We start from the raw sequence: 21740 nt of genomic DNA on the forward strand, positions 1-21740 counted from the left end.
GGGGTTTCTCGATGGCCCGGACCGAGAACGACACCTGGGACCTGGCGTCCAGCGTCGGCGCGACCGCAACGGCCGTGGCCGCGTCGCGCGCGATGGCGTCGCAGGGCCCGGACCCGCTGCTCGACGACCCCTGGGCCGACCCGCTCGTGCGCGCGGTGGGCATCGACACTTTCATCAAGCTGATCGACGGCGAGATCGGGCCCCGCGAGGGCGATGCCGGGCTGAACCGCCGGGCAATGAACGAGCAGATCACCGTGCGCACCCGCTTCTTCGACGACTTCTTCCTGCGGGCAACCGGTTCGGGCATCCGGCAGGCCGTGATCCTGGCGTCCGGCCTGGACACCCGCGCCTACCGGCTGCCGTGGCCGGCCGGCACCGTGGTCTACGAGATCGACCAGCCCGAGGTGATCGAGTTCAAAACCCGCACCCTCGCCGGCCTCGGCGCCGAACCCACCGCGGGGCGCCGCACGGTCGCCATCGACCTGCGCAACGACTGGCCGGCGGCGTTGACGGAAGCCGGTTTCGACGCGGGGCAGCCGACCGCCTGGAGCGCCGAAGGCCTGCTGGTCTACCTGCCGCCCGAAGCCCAGGACCGCCTGTTCGACCACGTCTTTGCCCTGTCCGCCCCGGGCAGCCGGATCGCCACGGAACACCTGGACATGCGCAACGTGCCGCCGGACTGGGCGGAGCGGCTGACCGAGCGGTCGCGGCGCATCGGCTCCAACATCAACCTGGCCGAGCTGTTCTATACCGGCGAACGCAACACCGCCGCGGAATACCTTGCGGCGCACGGGTGGCGGACGGACATCCGAACCACCGAGCAGGCGTATGCCGCTCATGGCTTCGAGCTGCCCGACGACGAACTGGCCTCGCTGGGGAACGTCGGCGGCTACCTGGCGGCGTATCTGGACTAGGGGCCCCCGCGCCAGTGCTCGATGCGGTGATGGTCGGGCGTGAACCCGTGCTTCACCCCCCACAGCACGGCCTGCGTGCGGCTCTCCACGGCCAGCTTGCGGTAGATCGTGCGGATGTAGGACTTCACGGTGTTCGGGCTCAGGTACGCCAGCCGCGCGATGTCGGCGTTGCTCTTGCCCTGGGTGATCAGGGCCAGGATCTCCGCCTCGCGGTCGGTGAGGCCTTCGCCGCGGCCGGGCCAGTCCAACCCCGGCGCGCTGCGGGCGCGCGGCGGTGCGTCGCTGACGATTTCGGCGCCGCTGTGGACGGCCTCCAACGCCGCGACGAGGTCGCGCGCGGGCAGGGTCTTGGACAGGTAGCCGTGCGCGCCCTGGCGTCGCGCGCTTTCGACGAGGTCGGGGTGAAAGTTCCACGTGTACACCACAACTCGCTGCGCCCGTGGATTGGCGACCAGCACGGCGATCTCTTCGTGATCGGATTCGGGCTGGGCGAACGAGTCGTACAGGACGATGTCGACGGTGTCCGCGACGGGCATCGTCGAATCGAGTTCCGCGATCACGACGCGGTCACGGTAGGGGTCGAGCATGTTGGCCACGCCCTTCACGACGACGTCGTAGTCGTCGACCAGCGCGACGGTGATGGGCGCGCGGGACGGCGGCGTAGGCATACCCGGAACATTACCTACCTAGGGGTGTACTGCTACCCCCCTAAGGGGTGGTCGACTGATGGTGTCAGTCAGCACTGAGAGGGAGGGCTCGTCATGATCATTCTCGGCATCGTCCTACTGGTTGCGGGATTCCTGCTCAAAATCTCGATCCTGTGGACCCTTGGCATCATCCTGCTCGTCATCGGCGCGGTCCTGGCGATCGTCGGCAGCACCGGTCGCGCCGTCGGCGGCCGCCGGCACTGGTACTGATCGGCATCGGCCGTCGCGGATCGCCGACCTGAGCGGAATCGATCTCGGGCACGCTCAGATCGGCGCCCGTGGCTGCGGTGCCGGGCGCTCGTTTGCAATACTGCGCTGTGGGCGACGCCGCGCGGGACAGGGTCCGGTTCACCCGTGACGAGCTGAAGCGATTCAGCGGGAAGACGGTGCCGGACCTGATCTCCGATCGGGTCCGGCTGCTGTTCGTCGGGATCAACCCCGGCCTGAGAACCGCTGCGGTGCAAGCCCATTTCGCTCCCCGGGGCAATCGCTTCTGGCCGGCGCTCCACCGCGCCGGCATCACCGACCGCCTGATCGACGCCTCGTCGGGGTTCGCACCGGCCGACCGGGAATATCTCTTGCGGCGCGGGATCGGCATCACGAACCTCGTCGCCAGGGCGACGGCGGGAGCGGACGAGCTCACGGCCGCCGAACTCGCCGAGGGCGCAAGGAAACTCGACCGGATCATTCGGCGACTGTCCCCTCGGGTGGTCGCCGTCCTGGGGATCACCGCCTACCGCGACGCCTTCCACGACAGCGGGGCAAAGCCGGGCAAGCAGGCCTCGCCCTACCCGGCGACCGAGCTGTGGGTGGTTCCCAACCCGAGCGGCCGCAACGCCCACGCCTCACTGGAGGGCCTCGCGGCCGCCTACGGCGAGGTCGCGAGGGCCGCCGGCATCCCTACACGCTGCGACGGCCGGTAGCCAGCGCCGCCTCGGCGAGGGCATCGGCCAGCGGATCCACCTCGTCGGCGCGCAGGTCGGCGATCGTGACGCGGATGCCCGGTGGGGTGCCGATGCGGAACCTGGCCCCCGGCGCCGCGGCCCATCCGGCGGCGAGCAGCCGGGTGATCACGACGGTCTCGTCCGGCACCGGGAGCCACACGTTGAGGCCGGATCGGCCGTGCGCCCGCACCCCGCGTTCGGCCAGTGCGGCGCACAACCGCACGCGGTTGTCGGTGTATCGGCCCTCCGCCCGGCGCACGAGCCCCGTGGCCGCCTCGTCGGACCACAGGCGGACCGCCAGGTCCTGCAGGAGGTGGCTCACCCAGCCCGGCCCCAGCCGCAGCCGCCCGTGCACCCTGTCGACGGTGTGACGGTCGCCGGCCATCGTCGCGACCCGCACGTCGGGCCCGTACGCCTTCGACGCGGAACGCACGAACACCCACCGCTCGGTCGAGCCGGCCAGCGTGTGCAGCGGCGCGCCGGCGATGCCCGCGCAGTGGTCGTCCTCGACCAGCAGCACGTCGTGGCCGGTGATGAGGCCGCGCAGCTCGTCGGCGCGCACAGCGGACAATGCTGCGCCCGTTGGGTTTTGGGCCCGGTTGGTGAGTACCAGCGCGGCCACGCCGCGGCCCAGCGCCCGCCGCACGTCGCCCGGCAGCGGCCCGTCGTCGTCGACTCGCACCGGTTCGGCCGAAAGCCCAAGGGCGGCAAGCAGATCCAAGAGGTTCGCCCAACCAGGATCCTCCACGGCCACCCGGTCGCCCGGACGCAGGTGCGCGCTGAGCGCCCTCTCGATGCCGTCCAGCGCCCCGCTCGTCACCGCCAAGTGCTCCGCGGGCACGCCGTCCGCGGCCAGCGCGGCGCGGGCGTGATCCACCAGGCGCGCCGACATCGCCGGCTCGCCGTAGAGCACGGGGGCGGCCCGCGGGATGTCGACGGACCCGATGGGCAGCAGCGCGGGGTCGGGGTTGCCGGTCGACAGGTCACGCACGCCGGCCGGGACGTCGAGCCCGCGCAGGGAACGGGGGGTGGTCGCCGGGCGGTGGCGCACCCTGGTGCCGCGCCGACCGGCGGTCTCGACGACCCCCCGCTCTCGCAGCAGGCGGTAGGCCGCCGCGGCGGTGTTGGGGTTCACCCCGAGCCGGGCGGCCAGCTCCCGGACCGGCGGCAACTCCTCGCCGGGCGCCAGGGATCCCGCCGAGACGGCCCGCTCGACGTCGGCGGCGATCGATTTCGCGCCGTCGCCGGTGATGCGATATTGTACTGGCACGAGCTAAATTATGTACTAGGACAATTGTAAGGGCAAGCCCGAGTGGACACCGCATACCAACCCACGCCCCGCACCACCCCGACGCGCTACCGCGAGCGCGCCCGCTACGACCGCGACACCGTCCACGAGATTCTGGACCAGGCGCTGGTCTGTCACCTGGGGTACGTCAGCGGCGGCCGGCCGGTGGTCCTGCCGACGACACACGCGCGCCTCGCCGAGACCCTGTACCTGCACGGCTCGACCGGCAGCGGTCCGATGCTGGCCGCCAGGGCCGCGCCGGCGGGCCTGCCCGTGTGCGTGACGGTCACGCTGCTCGACGGGCTGGTGCTCGCGCGCGCGGCGATGCACCATTCGGTGAACTTCCGCTCGGTGGTCGTGCTGGGCGCGGCGCGCCCGGTCGACGAGGAGGCCGAGAAGCGGCGTGCGCTCGGCTGCCTGCTCGACCACATCGCGCCGGGGCGCGCCGCGGACTGCCGGGCGCCGAACGCGCGGGAACTCGCCGCGACCGGGGTGCTGGCGCTCGACCTGCGCGAGGTCTCGGCCAAGGTCCGCGCGGGCGGCCCGGTGGACGATCCGGAGGATTGCGCGCTGCCGCACTGGGCGGGCGTCGTGCCGCTGCGCCTGACGCCCGGCGCGCCGGTGCCCTCGGCCGATCTCGATCCGGGGGTCCCTCTGCCGGCCTACCTCTGACCGCGAGCGTCGGGTTGTTGCGGCGATTTCGGCGATTTCCGCGCACCAACCCGACGTTCGCCGAGGGCGCCTACAGCAGGTAGCGGTAGGCCGCGGACCCCGGCTCGAGGGCCTCGATGTGCAGGTCGGTGGCCCGCATGCGGGTCAGCAGGCCGTCGAGGTCGGCCGACGACCCGAGCTGGATGCCCACCAGCGCCTCACCGGTCTCCCGGTTGTTGCGCTTGACGTACTCGAACAGGGTGATGTCGTCGTTGGGGCCCAGCACGCCGTCCAGGAACCGGCGCAGCGCTCCCGGCTCCTGCGGGAAATCGACCAGGAAGTAGTGCTTGAGCCCGAGGTGGACCAGCGAGCGCTCCAGCACCTCGCCGTAGCGCGACACGTCGTTGTTGCCGCCCGAGATCAGGCACACCACCGTCGACCCCGGTTCGACGGGGCTCTCCGAGGCCTCCAGCAGACCCGCCACCGAAAGGGCGCCCGCCGGTTCGGCGATGATGCCCTCGTTCTGATACAGGTCCAGCATCGCCGTGCAGACGGCGCCCTCGTCGACCATCGTGATCGACACCATGTCACCGGCGGCCGCCAGCGCGGCATACGTCAACGTGCCCGCCCGTCGCACCGCGGCCCCGTCGACGAACTGGTCCACGTGGTCGAGATCCACCGGCTCGCCGGCGGCCAGCGCGGCCATCATCGCTGCGGCGCCGGCCGGCTCGATGCCCAGCACCGCCGTGCTAGTCGTCCGCTCGGCGAGATAGGTGGAGATGCCGGCGATGCAGCCCCCGCCGCCCACCGGGACCACCACCAGGTCGGGTTCGGTGTCCAGCTGCGCCAGCAATTCCACCGCGATGGTGCCCTGCCCGGCGATGGTCCGCGGGTCGTCGTACGGCGGCACCAGCGTCGCCCCGGTCCGCGCGACGTCGGCCAGTGCGGCCTCGGCGGCCAGGTCGTAGGTTGACCCGCCCACGATCAGCTCGATGAACTCCCCCCCGTGGTAGCGGATCCGGTCCCGCTTCTGCTTGGGCGTCTTGGCCGGCACGTAGACGCGGCCGTGCACGCCGAGCGTCCGGCACGCGTAGGCGAACCCCTGGGCGTGGTTACCCGCCGACGAGCACACCACGCCGGCGGCCCGCTCCTCGTCGGAGAGCTGTACCAGCAGGTTGTAGGCGCCGCGCAGCTTGTAGGAGCGCACGATCTGCAGGTCCTCGCGCTTGAGGTAGACCTGCGCGCCGGTGATCGCGGACAACCGATCGCTGAACTGCAGCGGGGTCGGAGCGACCACCGGCGCGATCCGCACGGCGGCGCGCTCGATGTCCGCGGCGCACAGCGGTGCCGCGCTCGGGCGCTGGCTCAGTTCGGCGGACACCGATCAATGGTGCCATGCCGACCCTGCTGGGGATTTAGCTCACCGGGGTCAACACGAACACCGGGATCTGGCGGTCGGTCTTGGTCTGATACTCGGCGTAGTCCGGCCACGCCTCGACAGCGCGCTCCCACCAGGCGGCCTTCTCCTCGCCGAACACCTCGCGGGCGTCGTAGTCGCGGGTGACGCCGCCGTCCTGCAGCTCCACGCGAGGGTTCTTCTTGATGTTGTAGTACCAGACCGGGTTCTTGGGCGCCCCGCCGAGCGAGGCGACGACGGCGTACTCCCCGTCGTGCTCGACGCGCATCAACGGCGTCTTGCGCAGCTTGCCGGTCTTGGCGCCGACCGTGGTCAGCAGGATGATGGGCTTGCCCTTCATGTCGGCGGCGTCGGTGCCACCGGACTCGGCGTATTTCTCGGCTTGTTCTCGGGACCAGTCCCACGGGCTCGGCGCGTATTCACCTGTAAGTGGCATACCGACCACTTTAGGCGCGGTGCGCTGCGAGCCATCTGACGGGTTTGAGCCCCCAAAACGGCTCCGCCGCGTCTCGCCGGTGCCGGCGCATCAGCGCAGCGCGATACCCAACGTTTCGGCGAAGACCTTGATCATGTGCTGGACACCGATTTCGTTGCGGCCGATGATCATGTGGTCGTGTTGCCCGTGACGGACGGCCTCGCCGCATTGCGGGAGCATGGCGAAATCCTCGTCGCGGACCGCCGCATGCACCGCCGCGAAAATGGCGTCGTAGCCCGAACGTGTCGCGTCATCGGTCGCGGGATAACGGGCCATCCACGAGTGGCGCACCGTGCATCTCGTGGGCGCGCCGGCCGGCAGGATGTCGATGATCTCCACTCCCACAATGCTGTTGGCCAGAATGAGATTCGGGTAGATCCAGTAGATGATGCCCATGTTGTCCCGAACATCCCAGGAGCCGGCCGGGTCATCGGCGAGCTTGGCGATCCAATGGAAGGGGAACCCCAGGCGGTGGTGCTTTCCGTACTCGTCGTAGATCGCCGTGTTGGCCAGCGCGTTCAAACCGATGAGGCTCTCGCCGTGCACGAACGGGAAATGGTAGCCCTCGGCGAAGGCCTCCAGGGCCCCCTTCCACGACACCTCCGATTCGAACTCACGCACGTCGTGGTAACCGAAAGTGCTGTAGTCGATTTCGGCGAGCTGTGGCGCCAGGGCCCCGAGATGACGATCGACGTCGATGGCCCCGTCGGCGTCCAGAACCGCCCAGATGAATCCGTAGCGCTCCTCGTGCGGAAGCTCGACCAGGCCGTACCGGGTGACATCCATCCCCGCGAAGCCGGATTTTCCTGGGACCGTAAGCAATTCGCCGGTGTTCTTGTAGGTCCAGGCGTGATAGGGACAGGTGAATCGACGGGAGTTACCCGTGCCGCACGCCGGCATGGCGCCCCGGTGACGGCAGTAGTTCAAGAACACGTGGCTCTTACCGGCGCTATCCCTGGTTATCAGCAGCGAATCGCCCAGCACCGACCGCACGACGTAGTCGTTGGGCCGACCGAGCTGGGCGCTCGGCAGGATCGCCAGCGGCGTGCGCCGAAGGATGAGGGCCTCCTCCATCTCGGCGAGTTTCGGGTCGCTGTAGTACTCCAGCGGCACCCGCAGCACGTCGTCGGCCATGTCGGTCGTCTTGTCCAGGGCCAACCGCAAGGCTCGCCGCGTCAGGTCGTGATTCAACAGCAGCGTCTGAGAACCCTGAGTGGACGTCATGACTTACCTCTCGCGTCAGGCCGCCGGCGCCGCGAGCGCCCGGCGGCTAGTCGACAGCCGAGACCATACACATCAAATCTAGCTGGATGGCCGTTGGGGCCGCAATGGCTACCCGCCCAGCGCAACGGTCGCCGAGCGCGTCGAGTGCGGGGATGGCCGGACACTCGACGACCAGTGCACGGCTGGGGGCACACTCGGCGGGAGGTCGTTTGGCCCGTGTTCGCCGCCATTCATCAGCCGGCCCGGTGCTGCGGCACGTCGACATCGCGAGTGACGCTACACATAGTGTCGAGTGTATGGTGGCCGCCCGGCCGACGCCGTGTGCTGAGTAGGCCGTGGGCTCAAGACCCCTGTTGGGCGGCCTCCAGTGCGGCGCCCATCTTCGCGGCGAACGCCTGGACCGCTTTGAGCGGACGCAGCATCACCGTGAACTCGTCGATGAGACCTTCGGCGTTGGTGTGCAGGAAATCGCAGCCCTCGAGCTGCAGCCCGTCGACGGTCGCGGCGAACATCAGGGCGTGATCGGAGCCTCCGCCGATCTCGCGGGTGTAGCGAAAGTTCTCGAATACGGTTGCCACGGTGGTCAAGATGACGGCCAGCGCGTCCTTGCCGACGTAGGGCTTGTATACGACGGGGCTGCGGAACACGACGTCGTCGGACAGCAATGAGATCGCCGCGTCGAGGTCGCCCGCTTCGATGGCTTGACGGAACTGGCGCATGGTCGTATCCCCTTCGTCGATCTCGCTAGCGCGCGCGGGCCATCTCGGCGATGGAGTTGACCCGCCGGACGGCCGTGGCGATCTGGTCGGCGAACTCGCGGCGCCTCGCGGCGATGTCCGATCGGTCGATCCCGTCCATCAATTCGCGGTGACGGGCCAGCCGCAACGCCGTCTTGAACAGCTCCATCGATCGGGATTCCGCGCTGGCGATCCTGCGCTGCAGCTCCCATTGCTTGCCCACCTGCAGGCATTCGGCGAGAAAAGCGTCCTCATCGAAGGATTCGTCGTCGGAGGCGGCCAGCCGGTCGGCGACGATGTGATAGGCGTCCAGGAAGGGCCGCAGCACCAGGTGCGCGAGCAGCAGGTCCGCCCCTTCCAGCAGCCGTCGGACCTCGGCCGCGCTCGCCGCCTTGGTGGTGTCCACGGGGTCTTCCGCCGGGCCGATCAGGCGCACCTCGTCGGCGAGCTCCTTCTCGAACTGCGCCCGCGCGGAGAACAGGAACTCGAATTTCAGCAGTTCCCGGAGGCTGAGCGCCTCGTCGCGCACCATCGTCGGCAAAACCGCACCGTCCGAGGAGGTTTCGGCGTTTTCCGCCGCGGCCAGCAACGCCGTTTCCGCGATCGCGCGATCGACCAGGATGTGAATCGCGGTGTTGCGGTAGAACGCGGCCACCAGGTGCTGGTCCTGGCACATGCCCCACACCGCCTCGGTGCCCGCGTCGTAGACGGTCACCACACCCGACGCGACGAGTTGATGCAACGTCCAGCGGATCGTCGAGCGATTGGTCAGGTCGGCCGCGCCGGCGACCGCCCAGTTCCGCGCCGCGATGTAGCTCGCCAGCGGCCGAACGGTGGCCAGCACCTCGCTGATCGAGAGCGACCGGTCCGCGCCCAGCAACGCGAGGCTGACCACCGCGGTGGGCGTGACGGGGGTGGCCCGATTGATGCGGTGCTCGACGTCGAGCGCGATGCGCTCGATCTCGGTCCCGGCGCCCGCTTCCTCGGCCCGCAGCTCCTCCAGCCGCTTCCGCAGCGGCAGCGGTTCGCCGAAGTCCAGGTAGGCGCGGCCGAGCCGCTGGCCCTGCTGGCGCGCGAGCCGGACGAGGAAGCGCAGGTCCTCCGGCCGCTTGACGGCGCCGTACGCCTCGGTCGTCATCGCCTCGACCTCGTGCAGCTGGTCGTACACGATCGAGGTCGGCACCAAATAGACTTCGGGACCGTCGATTTCGTCGACGGCGTCGCTGATGTAGCGCAAGATGCCGAACACCGGCGGCCGCAGCTTGCCGGTCCGGGTGCGGCCGCCCTCGATCGACCACGTCAAGTTGGCGTGGCTCTGCACCAGTTGCGCGGCGTAGGCGCGCAACACGAACCGGTACACCGGGATGTCCTTCGTCTGGCGCCGGATGAAGATCGTTCCGGTGCGCTTGGCCCACGCCCCGAACGGGAAGAAGTTCAGGTTGGCACCGCCGAACGTCAGCGCCGGCGAGAGGCGATTGGCCACCACGACCTCGGGCAGCAGCATCCCGTCCAGGTAGGAACGATGCGAGAACGCGAACGCCAGCGTGGCTCTGCGATCCAGCCTGCGCAGCTGAGCGATCTGGTCCTCGTCGACCAGCACGTCGTAGGCGCGCATCAACCACCGGCTGAAGCCGCGCCAGGCGTCCACCGCCGTCTCGTCCAGGGAGGCCGCCATCTCCCGCAGGTAACCCGCGGCCTCGGCGCGGACGCTGTCCGGGTCGCGGCCCAGCTCGGCCGCCAGCTTGCAGAGTCGTTCGTCGTACCACTGCGCCGTCAGCAGCTGGCCCACCTCGGGCGGGTCGGTCGATAGCGGGGCTGCGGATTCGCCGAGGAGTCCCGTGCGCTGCAACACCTTTCGCACGCCGACGCGGCCGACCTCGCGCGCGGTGCCCATCGCTCCCCCGCTCATGCCGGCCGCACCGCCGCGGGCGCCTCGGGAATGCCGTGTCGGGCCGCCTCGCCGGGGGTGGTCGGACGGTCGGTTGTGGTCATGTCCGTGAGCGTACGTCCGCGCCCGGGAGCAGGGAATACCCTCCGGCTTCCCCGGGGGCCGGGGCGCCCACGCGGACCCCGCACCGGCGCCGACCCCTCCCGGCGGCGCCGATCGCACCGCACGGCTGGTGACCTTGCCCCGACCGGTGTTACGGTGTTGCCAGACAAGCTCTCTCGCTCCTACGTTGGGTGAACGCATGGCGAATTCCGTGATGGGCGACCTCGCGAGCCAGCTCCGCGTCGCGTTTCATCAGCTTCAGGACTGGGCCTATCCCGACGAACTCGACCACAACCGCTTCCGCGCCTTCATGAAGACGCCGCACGACGTCGGCGGTGAGCCCGACGCACCGTCGGTGTTCGAGGAGAAGGAGGAAGAGCAGTGGGAACTCAACACGTTCGTCACCTGTGAGGTCCTGGGCTGGCGGGGCATCTGGACGTCCGAGGAGCGCCGACGGCTCGGCAACGTCGACGTCGGCAGGATGCAATACCTCGGCCTGCCGTACTACGGCCGGTGGGTCCTGGCTGTGGCGCGGCTCCTCGTCGACAAGCGCCACATCACCCTCGGTGAGCTGATCGATCGGGCCGACGAGGTGCGGCGGCGCTCCAGCGGCGGCGCCATCCCACTGGAGCCCCGGCCCCGCACGACCGGGGACCCCGAGGCCGTTGCCCGCAACCGCCACCACCTCGAGGCGATCGGCAAGGGGGATCCGCAGTGTTTCGCCGGCACGGCCGGCGACCCGCGCTTCGCGGTCGGCGACGCCGTCGTGGTGCGGGACCTTCCGACGCTCTTCTACACCCGCACCCAGGAGTACCTGCGCGGCAAGCCGGGCATCGTCGCCAAGGTGTCCTACGAGAGCCCGGCCCCCGAGGACGAGGCGTTCGACCGGGAGGACCAGACCCCGGAATGGTTCTACATCGTCCGCTTCAAGATGACCGACCTGTGGCACCCGTACCAGGGCGGAGCGAACGACACGCTGCAGGCGGAGATACCCCAACGCTGGCTGGAACCGAACAGGACCGACACATGACAGAACACGCCGACGACCCGAACGGCGAACGCCACGCGGCGCCGATGGTGGACGAGGTCACCGACTTCGAGGTGCTCGAAATCGCGTTGCGCGAGTTGGCAATCGAGAAGGGACTGTTCACCGCCGAGGACCACCGGCGCTATACCGAATTCGTCGAGCAGCTGGGACCGGTGCCGGGCGCCCGGTTCGTGGCGAAGGCCTGGGTGGACCCGGAATTCAAGCGACTGGCCCTGCAGGACGGGATCGCCGCCAGCCGCGAGGTGGGCATCGACTGGCTCCACCCGACCGGCTTCGGCACGCCCAGCGACTTCACCGCGCTGCACGTGCTCGAGGACACTCCCACGCTGCACCACGTGATCGTGTGCACGCTGTGTTCGTGCTATCCGCGCCCGCTGCTGGGCAATTCGCCCGAGTGGTACCGGACCCCGAACTACCGGCGCCGCATCGTGCGCTGGCCCCGCCAGGTGCTCGCCGAGTTCGGCCTGTTCCTGCCCGAGAGCGTGGAGATCCGGGTCGAGGACTCCAACTCCAAGCACCGGTTCCTGGTGCTCCCGGTGCGCCCGGAAGGCACGGAGGGCTGGAGCGAGGAGCAACTCGCCGAGATCGTCACGCGCGACTGCATGATCGGCGTCGCCCTGCCGAAGCCCGGGGTGACCTCCGACATCGACCGCCCCGTGCACCGCGCGGTCCGGCCGGCCGAGAACTACTGAAGGCCAAGCGATGTCCGCCGAGATCGACGTCACCGCCGTCCGGGTCCCGACGCTGGAGCGAATCACCGAAAGCCAGCAGGTCTGGACACGGATGGCGCAGCGCTACGGCGTCGCCAATCCGGTTCCGCCGTGGAAGTCGAGCCTGGACGGAATGTGCGAGGCACTCGATCGGGAAGGGGAAACGCTGGAGCTGCTGGCGCGCCGCGGCGACGAAGACCGCCTTTCCGAGGCGGTCTACCGCGGCCTGCCGTACCCGGAAAACCAGCTTGTCGCCCTCGCGCATTCCCTGGTCGCCCGCAACGTCATCGACGAGACCGCGCTGGCCGATCGGATGCGGGCCGTCCGGTCGCGGCTCGAAGCCTGATCCCCCCGCTCAGCCGCCCAGGCAGCCGGGGCCGAGCAGCGCCTTGAGGTCACCCATCAGCGCCGGCGACGGCGTGACCCGCAGCGAGGCGTCCAGCTCCAGGGTGGTGATCCGGTCGCCGCTGATCAGGCGCAGGTGCACCTGCGCCGTCCCGGGATGGCGGGCCAGCACCTGCTTGAGCGCGCTCACCTTGTCGATGGTGCACTGCCGGGTCGGCAGGCTGACCGCGATCGGGCGATTGGCCTGAGCGGTCGAGAAGTCCGGCACCACAAGCTCGTTGGCGATCAGGGCGATGCGGTCGTCGCGGATCGCGACCTTGGCGTTGACCAGCACCACCGCGTCGTCGGCGATGTCGGCGCCGTAGGCGGAATAGGCGTGCGGGAAGAACATCACCTCGATCCCACCGGTGAGGTCCTCCAATTGCGCTGACGCCCAGGGCATTCCGTTCTTGTTCACCCGCCGGTTGACCGACGCCAGGATGCCGCCCACCCGTACCTGGGTCTCGTTGGGGACGTCGCCGTCGAGAATGGCCGGGATGTTCGTGTCGACCTGGGCGGCCAGCAGGTGCGCCACCTTGTTCAGCGGGTGCCCGGACACATACAGGCCCAGCATCTCCCGCTCGAGGGCCAGCTTGTGCTTGTCCTCCCACTCGTCGTCGGGCACCTTGATGGTGAACACCGGGTCCCCGGCGCCGCCATCGTCACCGCCCCCGCCGAACAGGTCGAACTGCCCCATCGCCTCGGCCTTCTTGGTGCCCAGCACCGAGTCGACGGCGTCGCTGTGCACCAGGAACAGGCCCTTGCGGGCGTGGCCCAGGGAATCGAACGCGCCCGCCTTGATCAGCGACTCGGTGACCTTCTTGTTGCACGCCGAGATGTCGATCTTGTTCAGGTAGTCCGAGAAGTCGGTGAACTTGCCCTTGCCGCTTCGGGTTTGGATCAGCGAGCCGACCACGTTGGCGCCGACGTTGCGCACCGCGCCCAGCCCGTAGCGGATGTCGCTGCCCACCGACGCGAAGTTGAGGCCGGACTCGTTGACGTCCGGGGGCAACACCGTGATGCCCAGCTTGCGGCAGTCGGCCAGATAGACCGCGGCCTTGTCCTTGTCGTCGCCGACCGAGGTCAGCAGGCCGGCCATGTACTCGGCGGGATAGTTGGCCTTCAGGTACGCGGTCCAGTAGGAGACCAGGCCATAGCCGGCGGCGTGCGATTTGTTGAACGCGTAGTCGGCGAACGGCAGGATCGTGTCCCACAGCGCCTTGATCGCCCCGGCCGAAAAGCCGTTGGCCTTCATGCCTTCGGAGAAGCCCTCGAACTCCTTCTCCAGCACCTCGCGCTTCTTCTTGCCCATCGCCTTGCGCAGGATGTCGGCTCGGGCGAGCGAGTAGCTGGCCACCTTCTGCGCGATCCGCATGATCTGCTCTTGGTAGACGATCAGGCCGTAGGTCTCCGCGAGGATCTCGCGCAGCGGCTCCTCGAGTTCGGGGTGGATGGGCTTGATCGCCTGCCGGCCGTTCTTGCGGTCGGCGTAGTCGTTGTGGGCGTTCATGCCCATGGGTCCGGGCCGGTAGAGGGCGATGACGGCGACGACGTCCTCGAACCCGGTCGGTTGCATGCGGCGCAGCAGGTCGCGCATCGGGCCGCCGTCGAGCTGGAAGACGCCCAGGGTCTCGCCGCGGCCCAGCAGCTCGTAGGTGGCCTTGTCGTCGAGCGGAACGGACTCGAGGTCGAGGTCGATTCCCCTGTTGGCCTTGATGTTCTCGATCGCATCGCCGATGATCGTCAGGTTGCGCAGGCCCAGGAAGTCCATCTTCAGCAGGCCGATGGCCTCGCACGACGGGTAGTCCCAGCCGGTGATGATGGCGCCGTCCTGCGGCCGCTTCCACAACGGGATGGCGTCGGTGAGCGGCTCGCTGCTCATGATCACCGCGCAGGCGTGCACACCGGCGTTGCGGATCAGCCCCTCCAGGCCGCGCGCGGTCTGGTAGATGGTGCGGACGTCGGGGTCGGTCTCGATCAGGCCGCGGACTTCGGCGGCCTCCTTGTAGCGCTCATGGCTGGGGTCGGTGATGCCCGACAGCGAGATGTCCTTGGCCATGATCGGCGGCGGCAACGCCTTGGTGATCCGGTCGGCGATCGCGAACCCGGGCTGGCCGTAGTGGATGCGCGCCGAATCCTTCAGCGCGGCTTTGGTTTTGATGGTGCCGAAGGTGATGACCTGGGCGACTCGGTCGTGGCCCCACTTGTCGGCGGCGTAGCGCACCATCTCGCCGCGGCGGCGGTCGTCGAAGTCGATGTCGATGTCGGGCATCGACGTGCGCTCGGGGTTGAGGAACCGCTCGAACAGCAGCCCGTGCGGAATGGGGTCGATGTCGGTGATGCCCAGCGCGTAGGCAACCAGCGATCCGGCGGCCGACCCTCGGCCGGGACCGACCCGGATGCCCACCGACCGCGCGTGGTTGATCAGGTCCGCGACGATCAGGAAATACGACGGGAAGCCCTTGCCGCAGATCACGTCGATCTCGTATTCGGCCCGCGCCGCGTAACCGTCCGGCGCGCCGGCCGGGAACCGCCGGCGCAGCCCGGCGTCCACCTCGTGCCGGAGCCAGGAGGCCTGGTCGTGCCCGTCGGGCACCGGGAAGACCGGCATCCGGTCCCGCGGCTCCCACACGTCGGCGTAGGACTGCACCCGCTCGGCGATCAGCAGGGTGGAGTCGCAGGCGCCGGACACCGTGTCGTCCCAGATCTGGCGCATCTCGGCGGCCGACTTGAGGTAGTAGCCGTCGCCGTCGAACTTGAACCGGTTGGGGTCCGACAGCGTCTTGCCGGTCTGCACGCACAGCAGCGCCTCGTGGTTGTGCGCGGCGTCGCGGGTGACGTAGTGGCAGTCATTGGTGGCCAGCGGCGGGATGCCGAGCTTGCGGCCGATGTCGAGCAGCCCCTCCCGCACGCGCCGCTCGATGGACAGGCCGTGGTCCATGAGCTCCAGGAAGTAGTTGTCGGCGCCGAAGATCTCCCGCCACCTGGCGGCCGACTCCAGCGCCTCGCGGTCGTGCCCGAGCCGAAGGCGCGTCTGCACCTCACCCGACGGGCACCCGGTGGTGGCGATGATGCCCTCGGCGTGCTCGGCGACCAGCTCGGCGTCCATGCGCGACCACTTGCCCAGCTGGCCCTCGAAGGAGGCCAGCGAGGACAGCTTGAACAGGTTGCGCAGCCCGGTGGCGTTCTCGGCCACCATCGTCAGGTGCGTGTAGGAGCCGCTGCCCGACACGTCGTCGGATTTCTGACCCGGGTCACCCCACGTGATCCGGCGGGTGTCGAAGCGCGAGCCGGGCGCGATGTAGGCCTCGACGCCGATGATCGGCTTGATCCCGGCCTTGGTCGCCGCGTTGTAGAACTCGCTGGCACCGAACATGTTTCCGTGGTCGGTCATCCCGATCGCGGGCATTCCCAGCCGCTCGGCCTCGGCCAGCATCGGCGTGATCTTCGCGGCACCGTCCAGCATCGAGTACTCGGTGTGGTTGTGCAGGTGTACGAAGGACCCCGAAAGTGAACCGCTCATAGGGACGCCAGTCTATGACTGCCGACCGACGCGTTCCGGGCATGTCGCGGAGTGTGTCTCCGACGCGTCCCCGCGTTCTATGGTGGGCGGTATGACCCAGACCGTCGACCGGTCCGCGGCACCGTCACCCTGGTCGCCCCGCGAGTCGGAGTTGCTGGCGGTGACGCTGCGGCTGCTGCAGGAAAACGGGTACGAGCGGCTGACGGTCGACGCCGTGGCCGGCGCCGCCCACGCCAGCAAGGCGACGGTGTATCGACGCTGGCCGTCGAAGGCCGAGCTGGTCCTGGCCGCGTTCATCGAGGGGATCCGCCAGGTTGCCGTCGCGCCGGAAACCGGCACGCTGCGGGGTGACCTGCTGCAGATCGGGGACAAGATCTGTCAGCACGGCCGCCAGCACGCCGGCACCATCCGGGCGGTGCTCGTCGAGACGTCACGCCACCCGGCCCTGCGGGAGGCGCTGCAACATCAGTTCCTCGATCAACGCAAGGCCCTCATCGAGGGAGTGCTGCGCCAGGCCGTCGACCGCGGTGAGATCGACTCCGCCGCCATCACCGACGAGCTCTGGGACCTCCTGCCCGGCTACCTCATCTTCCGGTCCATCATGCCCACCCGGCCGCCCACCCGCGACACCGTCCAGGCCCTCGTCGACGACGTGATCCTGCCCGGCCTCACCCGGTCCGTCGGCTGACGGGCCGCGCGCTCAGCCGTAACGCTCGACGAACAGCTTCAGCGACTTCTGCACGTCCCCCTTGACGGCCCGCGCGGCCGCCGCCCCGACCGGGCCGAACAACGGGCGACCGCCGAGTTCGAGCCGCAGGCCGAGCGCCGACCCGTCCTCGGCCGTCCGCACCGTCAGCGTGACGGCGTATTTCGCCCCGCCCTTGCCCGATCCGGACAGGGCGACCTGATGCGGCGGGTCCCAGGTGGTGATGGTCCACGTCACCCGGTTGCGAAATCCCTTGGCCCGCGCGACCCCCACCACCTGGACGCCTTCGGTCAGCTCGTCGGGCAGCTCGCTGCGCCAGGCCTCGTGCAGGACCAGCCAGTCGCCCAGATCCGACAGGTCCGACACGCGGTCCCACATGTCCTGCGGCGTCATCGGGACATCGGCGCTCACGTCAACGGCAGCCACGGCCCGAGCCTAACGCCGGCATGGTGGCCGCCGGCGCGCGTCCGCGCGCTGTCGCCCTCCAGACATAAATCACTGCGACGTTCTCCGGCGTGTCGTCGCAACCGGTGCTGTGTCGCGGCACCGTTGTGGTCGGGGTCAGCGTCCCGGCCCGCCGCGGAGCCGCTGCCCGATCCGAAGGGCGGGCAGCAGCAGGGTGCGTGGCGCGTACCGGCCGCTGGCGCTGACCGCCTTGGGCACCACGCCCGGCACCACGCTGCGCCTGCCGGCGAGCATGCCGCCGATCGCCGCCTCGGCAACGTCGCGCGGCGACACCTGCGCGGCCGGGATGCTGAACCGCTCGGCATTGGCGATCTCGGCCCACTCGGTGGGCACCGGGCCGGGACACAACGCCGTCACCGACACCCCGGTGCCGTGCAGCTCCTCGTGGACGGCTTCGGAGAAGGTCTGCACGAAGGCCTTGGTCGCCGAGTACACCGCCATGTACGGGATCGGCTGGAAACCCGCGATCGAGGCGATGTTCATCACCGCTCCGGCGCCGCGCTCGACCATGCCGGGCAGGGCGGCGTGAGTGAGTTCCATCAACGCCAGCGCGTTGAGCGTGACCTGCTCGCTCTCGCGCTCGAGCGGCAGCTCGTGGAAGAGCCCGCTGGTGCCGAAACCGGCGCTGTTGCACAGGCCGGCGATCGGCTCCCCGCGCAGCCGGTCCGCGAGCTTCCCGCGGGCCTTGGCGTCGCTGAGGTCGAGCGGGAAGACCTCCACCGCGACCGAGTTCTCCTTGCCCACCTCGTTGGCGAGTTCGTCGAGACGGTCACGACGGCGCGCCACCAGCAGCAGCGGGAAGCCCCGGCGGCTGAGTCCGCGCGCCAGTTCGGCACCGATGCCGGACGAGGCGCCGGTGATGACGACGGTGGTCTGGTGGTCGGGCTTGGGCAGGCTCATGGCATCACCAGTGAATTCCGCGGGTCGCTCGCACGAACGCCTCGCTCCGTTTGTCCAATTGTGTTGTGCCGGTTGTGGATTCGCCACCCTTGGCGGCGTCCGAATCCTCGAACATGGTAAACGCGCGGTTGCGCACCCGGTCCATCACGGCCGGGTTCACCGCGTCGGCCACCGCGGCGAGCTGCCCGAACGGCGAGCTGGCCCGCCGCGGCCGGTGCACGATCGCGTCGGCGATCACGCCGGCCGCCTGGTCGGGCGTCAGCGCCGGGAAGTGGTCGTACATGGTGGTGGGGCTGATCATCGGAGTGCGCACCAGCGCCATGTGCACGGTGGTGAACCGCACGTTGTCACTGATCGTCTCGGCCTGCAGCGCGTCGCACAGGCTGTCCAGCGCGGCCTTGCTGGCGATGTAGGCGCCGAAACGGGGGGCGCGGGTCTGCACGCCGACCGACGAGACGTTGATGATGTGCCCGTACCCGCGTTCGCGCATCCCCGGCACGAACTTCAGGATCAGCTGGACTGCGCCGAGGTAGTTCAGCTGCATGGTCCGCTGGTAGTCGTGGATCCGGTCGTAGGACAGCTCGAGCGACCGCCGGATCGAGCGCCCCGCATTGTTGATCAGGATGTCGACGCCGCCGAGGTCCTCGAGCACCCGGTCGGCCATCTCGGCGATGGCGTCGGTGTCGGTGAGGTCGCACGGGTAGACGTGGGCGGTGCCGCCGTCGCCGCGGATCTCGTCGGCGACCTTCTCGAGGTTCTCCCGGGTCCGGGCGACGAGCACCACCGCCCCCCCGGCTTCGGCGATCTTCTTGGCGGCCGCCTCCCCGATGCCCGACGATCCCCCGGTGATCAGGACGGTTCGGCCCTTGACGGCGTCGCCGAGCGTGCGGCCCTGCACGACGTCGAGCAGGTTCCGCAAATAGAACGGCCGATACCGGCCGGTCGAGTTCGGCGTGTTGATGATGTGGGAGACCGCCGCGAGCGGCTTCTCGACGAACGTGCTGGACACCGCCGCCAGGGGTTTCTCCACGAAATTCGTCAAGTCACCAAGGTTCATCGCGTTTCGCTCCTCAAGTCGGCCCCCCGTAGCGTGAGTGATGTGACGTCGGTCATACAGCCAACCTAGGACATCTGTACCCCGCTGGATGCAAATTGCCGTCAGGTGACGGCGCATAGCGTCTCACACGGCGGCCGACCCGCCCCGCGCCACTCGGCAATCCCGTTGTTATGCAGTGCAATCCGTATGAGATTGCGGACTAACCGACGGGCCACGACGAAAACCTCGCCGACCACCCGGCCGCTGCCGGCCGCCGAGATCGCCTCCGGCGACGCCGAGACACTCTGATCGCGGCCGCCCGCTCCGGTCGGGCGCACAATGCAAGCCATGGTTCGCACATTCGAGGATCTGGTGGCGGAAGCCGACGCCGTACCCGTCGACGGCTGGGATTTCTCCTGGCTGGACGGCCGGGCCACCGAGGAACGACCCTCGTGGGGCTACCAGCGGTTGATGAGCGAGCGGTTGGCGACGGTTTCGGCCGCCTGCGACCTCGATACCGGCGGCGGGGAGGTGCTCTCGGGCGCGCCGCGATTCCCGCCCGCGATGGCGGCCACGGAATCGTGGCCGCCCAACGCCGCGCTGGCCACCAAGCTCCTGCATCCGCGCGGCGTCGTGGTGGTCGCCACGACCGGGGACGAGCCGCGGCTGCCGTTCGCGGGCGAGGCGTTCGACCTGGTGACCAGCCGCCATCCCATCGACGTGCGGTGGGCCGAGATCGCGCGTGTGCTGCGGCCGGGCGGCACCTATCTCGCGCAGCAGATCGGGCCCGCGACGATGGCGGAACTGGTCGAGCACTTCATCGGGCCGCAGCCGCAGAAATGGGCGGAACTGCACCCCGACACCCAGCGGGCGCAGGCCGAGGCCGCCGGCATGGAGGTCCTCGACATGCGCATGGAGCGGATGCGGGCGGAGTTCCTCGACATCGGCGCCGTGATCTATTTCCTGCGCAAGGTGGTGTGGACGGTGCCGGACTTCACCGTGCAGCGCTACCGCGAGCGGCTGCGCGAACTGCACGATCGCATCCGGGCCGACGGGTCGTTCGTCGCGCATTCCACCCGCGTGCTCGTCGTGGCCCGCAAGCCCGGCTGATCAGCCCTCGGCGCGCAGGACGTCCAGCGCGTGCCGCAGGTCGTCCGGGTACGGGCTGACGAACTCCACCCGCCTGCCGTCGGCCGGGTGGTCGAACGCCAACGAACGCGCGTGCAGCCATTGTCGTTGCAGCCCAAGCTTTTTCGCGAGCTTCGGGTCGGCCCCGTACACCAGGTCGCCGCAGCACGGGTGGTGCAGCGCGGCGAAATGCACCCGGATCTGGTGGGTGCGGCCGGTTTCCAGGTGCACGTCGAGCAGGCTGGCGGCGATGAAGGCCTCCAGCGTGTCGTAGTGGGTGAGGCTGTGCCGCCCGTCGGTGGTGACCGCGAACTTCCACTCGCCGCCGCGGTGGCGTCCGATCGGCGCGTCGATGGTCCCGCTGGACGGGTCCGGGTGCCCCTGCACCAGGGCGTGGTAGCGCTTGTCGACCTTGCGGTACTTGAACGCCCGCTTGAGCAGCGTGTAGGCGCGCTCGGACAGCGCCACCACCATGACACCGGAGGTGCCGACGTCGAGGCGGTGCACGATGCCTTGGCGCTCGGGCACGCCGGAGGTGGTGATCCGGTAACCGGCGGCGGCCAGGCCGCCGAGCACCGTCGGCCCGGTCCAGCCCACCGACGCGTGCGCGGCCACCGCCGCCGGCTTGTCGACGACGACGATGTCGTCGTCGGAGTACAGGATCGTCATGCCCTCGATGTCGACGGGCGTATTCTCCAGCGGCGCCGGCGCCTCCGGCAGGCGCACCTGCAACCAGGCGCCCGGCGACAACCGGTCGGACTTCCCCGCCTGGATTCCGTCGAGCTCGACACCGCCCTCCTCGGCGATCGCCGCGGCCGCGCTGCGGGACAGCCCCAGCAGGCGCGCCAGGCCGGCGTCGACACGCATGCCCGCCAGTCCCTCCGGAACCGGCATCGAGCGTTCGGTCATCGGCGCTCGTCGGGCCTGCGCCGACCCATCGTGTCGAAGTCGTAGCCGAACATCGACAGTGTCACGAGCAGGATCGCGCCGCCGACCACCGACGGATCGGCGACGTTGAACACCGGCCACCACCCGACCGACAGGAAGTCCACGACGTGGCCGCGCAGCGGGCCGGGCGACCGGAAGAAACGGTCGACCAGGTTGCCCATGGCGCCACCGAGGATCATCCCCAGGCCCACGGCCCACCAGGGCGACACCAGCCGGCGGCCCATCCAGAAGATGCCGACCACCACTCCGGTCGCGATCAGCGTCAGCGCCCAGGTGTAACCGGTGGCCATGGAGAACGCGGCGCCGGAATTGCGCACCAAAGTCCAGGTCACGGTGTCACCGATGATGGAGACCGGCTGGCCGGGCGGTAGCAACTTGACGGCGAGGACCTTGGTGACGACGTCGAGGGTCAACACGACCGCAGCCACCGACAGCAGCAGCCGAAGCCGCCTCGGCGGGCGCTCGGCCGTCGGTTGCGCGGTGTCTGCCGCGTCCCCAGCCGTCTCGGCTGAGGTGACCGGCTCGGTCGATCGTTCCTCAGACAC

General features: G+C 69.5%; 22 protein-coding genes. 9 read left to right on the forward strand and 13 right to left on the reverse strand.

The window, feature by feature from the left end; translation table 11 throughout:
- Nucleotides 1-11 precede the first annotated feature (11 nt).
- Complete coding sequence (locus tag BN971_RS06045) at nucleotides 12-914, forward strand: class I SAM-dependent methyltransferase (protein WP_085180242.1); 903 nt, start codon at nucleotides 12-14, stop codon at nucleotides 912-914.
- Here the strand turns inward: BN971_RS06045 and BN971_RS06050 are convergent.
- Nucleotides 911-1582 (reverse strand): LuxR C-terminal-related transcriptional regulator, encoded by a 672-nt coding sequence (locus BN971_RS06050; protein ID WP_085180243.1) that lies wholly within the window; start codon nucleotides 1580-1582, stop codon nucleotides 911-913. The genes BN971_RS06045 and BN971_RS06050 overlap by 4 nt on opposite strands.
- A gap of 93 nt (nucleotides 1583-1675) precedes the next feature.
- Here BN971_RS06050 and BN971_RS24965 point away from each other — a divergent pair, with 93 nt between their 5' ends.
- Both BN971_RS24965 and BN971_RS06060 read left to right on the forward strand, forming a co-directional pair.
- Nucleotides 1676-1831 carry a DUF6131 family protein gene (locus BN971_RS24965; protein WP_090349867.1) on the forward strand — a complete coding sequence of 52 codons (156 nt, stop codon included), beginning with the start codon at nucleotides 1676-1678 and terminating at the stop codon, nucleotides 1829-1831.
- A gap of 107 nt (nucleotides 1832-1938) precedes the next feature.
- Nucleotides 1939-2544, forward strand: coding sequence for a mismatch-specific DNA-glycosylase (locus tag BN971_RS06060; RefSeq protein WP_085180244.1), 606 nt, complete (start codon nucleotides 1939-1941; stop codon nucleotides 2542-2544).
- Here the strand turns inward: BN971_RS06060 and BN971_RS06065 are convergent.
- The gene (locus BN971_RS06065) at nucleotides 2522-3835 is read right to left on the reverse strand and encodes an aminotransferase class I/II-fold pyridoxal phosphate-dependent enzyme (protein ID WP_085180245.1); all 1314 of its coding nucleotides are present in this window, start codon (nucleotides 3833-3835) and stop codon (nucleotides 2522-2524) included. The genes BN971_RS06060 and BN971_RS06065 overlap by 23 nt on opposite strands.
- Nucleotides 3836-3877: 42 nt before the next feature.
- Here BN971_RS06065 and BN971_RS06070 point away from each other — a divergent pair, with 42 nt between their 5' ends.
- On the forward strand, nucleotides 3878-4525 hold the full coding sequence (locus BN971_RS06070; protein ID WP_085180246.1) for a pyridoxamine 5'-phosphate oxidase family protein: 648 nt from the start codon (nucleotides 3878-3880) through the stop codon (nucleotides 4523-4525).
- A gap of 70 nt (nucleotides 4526-4595) precedes the next feature.
- On the opposite strand, the gene ilvA is transcribed toward BN971_RS06070, so the two are convergent.
- The 5 genes from ilvA to BN971_RS06095 all read right to left on the reverse strand — a co-directional run bounded on the left by ilvA (nucleotide 4596) and on the right by BN971_RS06095 (nucleotide 10266).
- Nucleotides 4596-5885, reverse strand: coding sequence for a threonine ammonia-lyase (gene ilvA, locus BN971_RS06075; protein ID WP_085180247.1), 1290 nt, complete (start codon nucleotides 5883-5885; stop codon nucleotides 4596-4598).
- A gap of 34 nt (nucleotides 5886-5919) precedes the next feature.
- On the reverse strand, nucleotides 5920-6357 hold the full coding sequence (locus tag BN971_RS06080) for a nitroreductase family deazaflavin-dependent oxidoreductase (RefSeq protein WP_085180248.1): 438 nt from the start codon (nucleotides 6355-6357) through the stop codon (nucleotides 5920-5922).
- A gap of 90 nt (nucleotides 6358-6447) precedes the next feature.
- Nucleotides 6448-7620: an aromatic ring-hydroxylating oxygenase subunit alpha gene (locus tag BN971_RS06085; protein WP_085180249.1), complete on the reverse strand. Its 1173-nt coding sequence runs from the start codon at nucleotides 7618-7620 to the stop codon at nucleotides 6448-6450.
- Between the two features lie 341 nt (nucleotides 7621-7961).
- Nucleotides 7962-8339 carry a nuclear transport factor 2 family protein gene (locus tag BN971_RS06090; RefSeq protein ID WP_085180250.1) on the reverse strand — a complete coding sequence of 126 codons (378 nt, stop codon included), beginning with the start codon at nucleotides 8337-8339 and terminating at the stop codon, nucleotides 7962-7964.
- 25 nt (nucleotides 8340-8364) lie between these two features.
- Nucleotides 8365-10266 carry a lysophospholipid acyltransferase gene (locus BN971_RS06095; protein WP_085180251.1) on the reverse strand — a complete coding sequence of 634 codons (1902 nt, stop codon included), beginning with the start codon at nucleotides 10264-10266 and terminating at the stop codon, nucleotides 8365-8367.
- Nucleotides 10267-10546: 280 nt separating this feature from the next.
- Here BN971_RS06095 and BN971_RS06100 point away from each other — a divergent pair, with 280 nt between their 5' ends.
- Genes BN971_RS06100 through BN971_RS06110 form a run of 3 tightly spaced genes read left to right on the forward strand, consistent with a single transcriptional unit; the run spans nucleotide 10547 to nucleotide 12451 of the window.
- Entirely contained in the window at nucleotides 10547-11377 is an 831-nt protein-coding gene (locus BN971_RS06100) for an SH3-like domain-containing protein (protein ID WP_085180252.1), read from the forward strand.
- Entirely contained in the window at nucleotides 11374-12087 is a 714-nt protein-coding gene (gene scnC, locus BN971_RS06105) for a thiocyanate hydrolase subunit gamma (protein WP_085180253.1), read from the forward strand. The genes BN971_RS06100 and scnC overlap by 4 nt, the downstream gene beginning before the upstream one ends.
- Nucleotides 12088-12097: 10 nt before the next feature.
- Nucleotides 12098-12451: a thiocyanate hydrolase gene (locus BN971_RS06110; RefSeq protein WP_085180254.1), complete on the forward strand. Its 354-nt coding sequence runs from the start codon at nucleotides 12098-12100 to the stop codon at nucleotides 12449-12451.
- 9 nt (nucleotides 12452-12460) lie between these two features.
- Here the strand turns inward: BN971_RS06110 and dnaE are convergent, their stop codons facing one another.
- Nucleotides 12461-16012 (reverse strand): DNA polymerase III subunit alpha, encoded by a 3552-nt coding sequence (dnaE, locus tag BN971_RS06115; protein ID WP_085180255.1) that lies wholly within the window; start codon nucleotides 16010-16012, stop codon nucleotides 12461-12463.
- A gap of 79 nt (nucleotides 16013-16091) precedes the next feature.
- Between dnaE and BN971_RS06120 the strand changes: the two genes are divergently transcribed.
- Nucleotides 16092-16700, forward strand: a complete 609-nt coding sequence (locus BN971_RS06120; protein WP_090349869.1) for a TetR/AcrR family transcriptional regulator — start codon at nucleotides 16092-16094, stop codon at nucleotides 16698-16700.
- Between the two features lie 12 nt (nucleotides 16701-16712).
- Here the strand turns inward: BN971_RS06120 and BN971_RS06125 are convergent, their stop codons facing one another.
- The 3 genes from BN971_RS06125 to BN971_RS06135 all read right to left on the reverse strand — a co-directional run bounded on the left by BN971_RS06125 (nucleotide 16713) and on the right by BN971_RS06135 (nucleotide 19140).
- Complete coding sequence (locus BN971_RS06125) at nucleotides 16713-17144, reverse strand: type II toxin-antitoxin system Rv0910 family toxin (RefSeq protein ID WP_085180257.1); 432 nt, start codon at nucleotides 17142-17144, stop codon at nucleotides 16713-16715.
- Between the two features lie 135 nt (nucleotides 17145-17279).
- Nucleotides 17280-18083 carry an SDR family NAD(P)-dependent oxidoreductase gene (locus BN971_RS06130; protein WP_085180258.1) on the reverse strand — a complete coding sequence of 268 codons (804 nt, stop codon included), beginning with the start codon at nucleotides 18081-18083 and terminating at the stop codon, nucleotides 17280-17282.
- A gap of 4 nt (nucleotides 18084-18087) precedes the next feature.
- Nucleotides 18088-19140 carry an SDR family NAD(P)-dependent oxidoreductase gene (locus BN971_RS06135; RefSeq protein WP_085180259.1) on the reverse strand — a complete coding sequence of 351 codons (1053 nt, stop codon included), beginning with the start codon at nucleotides 19138-19140 and terminating at the stop codon, nucleotides 18088-18090.
- 327 nt (nucleotides 19141-19467) lie between these two features.
- Between BN971_RS06135 and BN971_RS06140 the strand changes: the two genes are divergently transcribed.
- A complete protein-coding gene (locus BN971_RS06140; RefSeq protein WP_085180550.1) occupies nucleotides 19468-20229 on the forward strand; it encodes a methyltransferase domain-containing protein in 762 nt (253 codons plus the stop codon).
- Here the strand turns inward: BN971_RS06140 and BN971_RS06145 are convergent, their stop codons facing one another.
- Complete coding sequence (locus BN971_RS06145) at nucleotides 20230-21156, reverse strand: RluA family pseudouridine synthase (RefSeq protein WP_085180260.1); 927 nt, start codon at nucleotides 21154-21156, stop codon at nucleotides 20230-20232.
- Nucleotides 21153-21740 carry a signal peptidase II gene (lspA, locus tag BN971_RS06150; RefSeq protein ID WP_085180261.1) on the reverse strand — a complete coding sequence of 196 codons (588 nt, stop codon included), beginning with the start codon at nucleotides 21738-21740 and terminating at the stop codon, nucleotides 21153-21155. The genes BN971_RS06145 and lspA overlap by 4 nt, the downstream gene beginning before the upstream one ends.

The sequence above is a fragment of the Mycobacterium bohemicum DSM 44277 genome (assembly GCF_001053185.1).
Classification (GTDB): Bacteria; Actinomycetota; Actinomycetes; order Mycobacteriales; family Mycobacteriaceae; genus Mycobacterium; species Mycobacterium bohemicum.

Bases quoted from the DNA above. Each gene is read 5' to 3' on its own strand.
- BN971_RS06045 (WP_085180242.1), top strand. From the start codon at position 12: ATGGCCCGGACCGAGAACGACACCTGGGACCTGGCGTCCAGCGTCGGC.
- BN971_RS06050 (WP_085180243.1), bottom strand. From the start codon at position 1,582: ATGCCTACGCCGCCGTCCCGCGCGCCCATCACCGTCGCGCTGGTCGAC.
- BN971_RS24965 (WP_090349867.1), top strand. From the start codon at position 1,676: ATGATCATTCTCGGCATCGTCCTACTGGTTGCGGGATTCCTGCTCAAA.
- BN971_RS06080 (WP_085180248.1), bottom strand. From the start codon at position 6,357: ATGCCACTTACAGGTGAATACGCGCCGAGCCCGTGGGACTGGTCCCGA.
- BN971_RS06085 (WP_085180249.1), bottom strand. From the start codon at position 7,620: ATGACGTCCACTCAGGGTTCTCAGACGCTGCTGTTGAATCACGACCTG.
- BN971_RS06090 (WP_085180250.1), bottom strand. From the start codon at position 8,339: ATGCGCCAGTTCCGTCAAGCCATCGAAGCGGGCGACCTCGACGCGGCG.
- BN971_RS06095 (WP_085180251.1), bottom strand. From the start codon at position 10,266: ATGAGCGGGGGAGCGATGGGCACCGCGCGCGAGGTCGGCCGCGTCGGC.
- BN971_RS06100 (WP_085180252.1), top strand. From the start codon at position 10,547: ATGGCGAATTCCGTGATGGGCGACCTCGCGAGCCAGCTCCGCGTCGCG.
- scnC (WP_085180253.1), top strand. From the start codon at position 11,374: ATGACAGAACACGCCGACGACCCGAACGGCGAACGCCACGCGGCGCCG.
- BN971_RS06110 (WP_085180254.1), top strand. From the start codon at position 12,098: ATGTCCGCCGAGATCGACGTCACCGCCGTCCGGGTCCCGACGCTGGAG.
- dnaE (WP_085180255.1), bottom strand. From the start codon at position 16,012: ATGAGCGGTTCACTTTCGGGGTCCTTCGTACACCTGCACAACCACACC.
- BN971_RS06120 (WP_090349869.1), top strand. From the start codon at position 16,092: ATGGTGGGCGGTATGACCCAGACCGTCGACCGGTCCGCGGCACCGTCA.
- BN971_RS06130 (WP_085180258.1), bottom strand. From the start codon at position 18,083: ATGAGCCTGCCCAAGCCCGACCACCAGACCACCGTCGTCATCACCGGC.
- BN971_RS06135 (WP_085180259.1), bottom strand. From the start codon at position 19,140: ATGAACCTTGGTGACTTGACGAATTTCGTGGAGAAACCCCTGGCGGCG.
- BN971_RS06140 (WP_085180550.1), top strand. From the start codon at position 19,468: ATGGTTCGCACATTCGAGGATCTGGTGGCGGAAGCCGACGCCGTACCC.
- BN971_RS06145 (WP_085180260.1), bottom strand. From the start codon at position 21,156: ATGACCGAACGCTCGATGCCGGTTCCGGAGGGACTGGCGGGCATGCGT.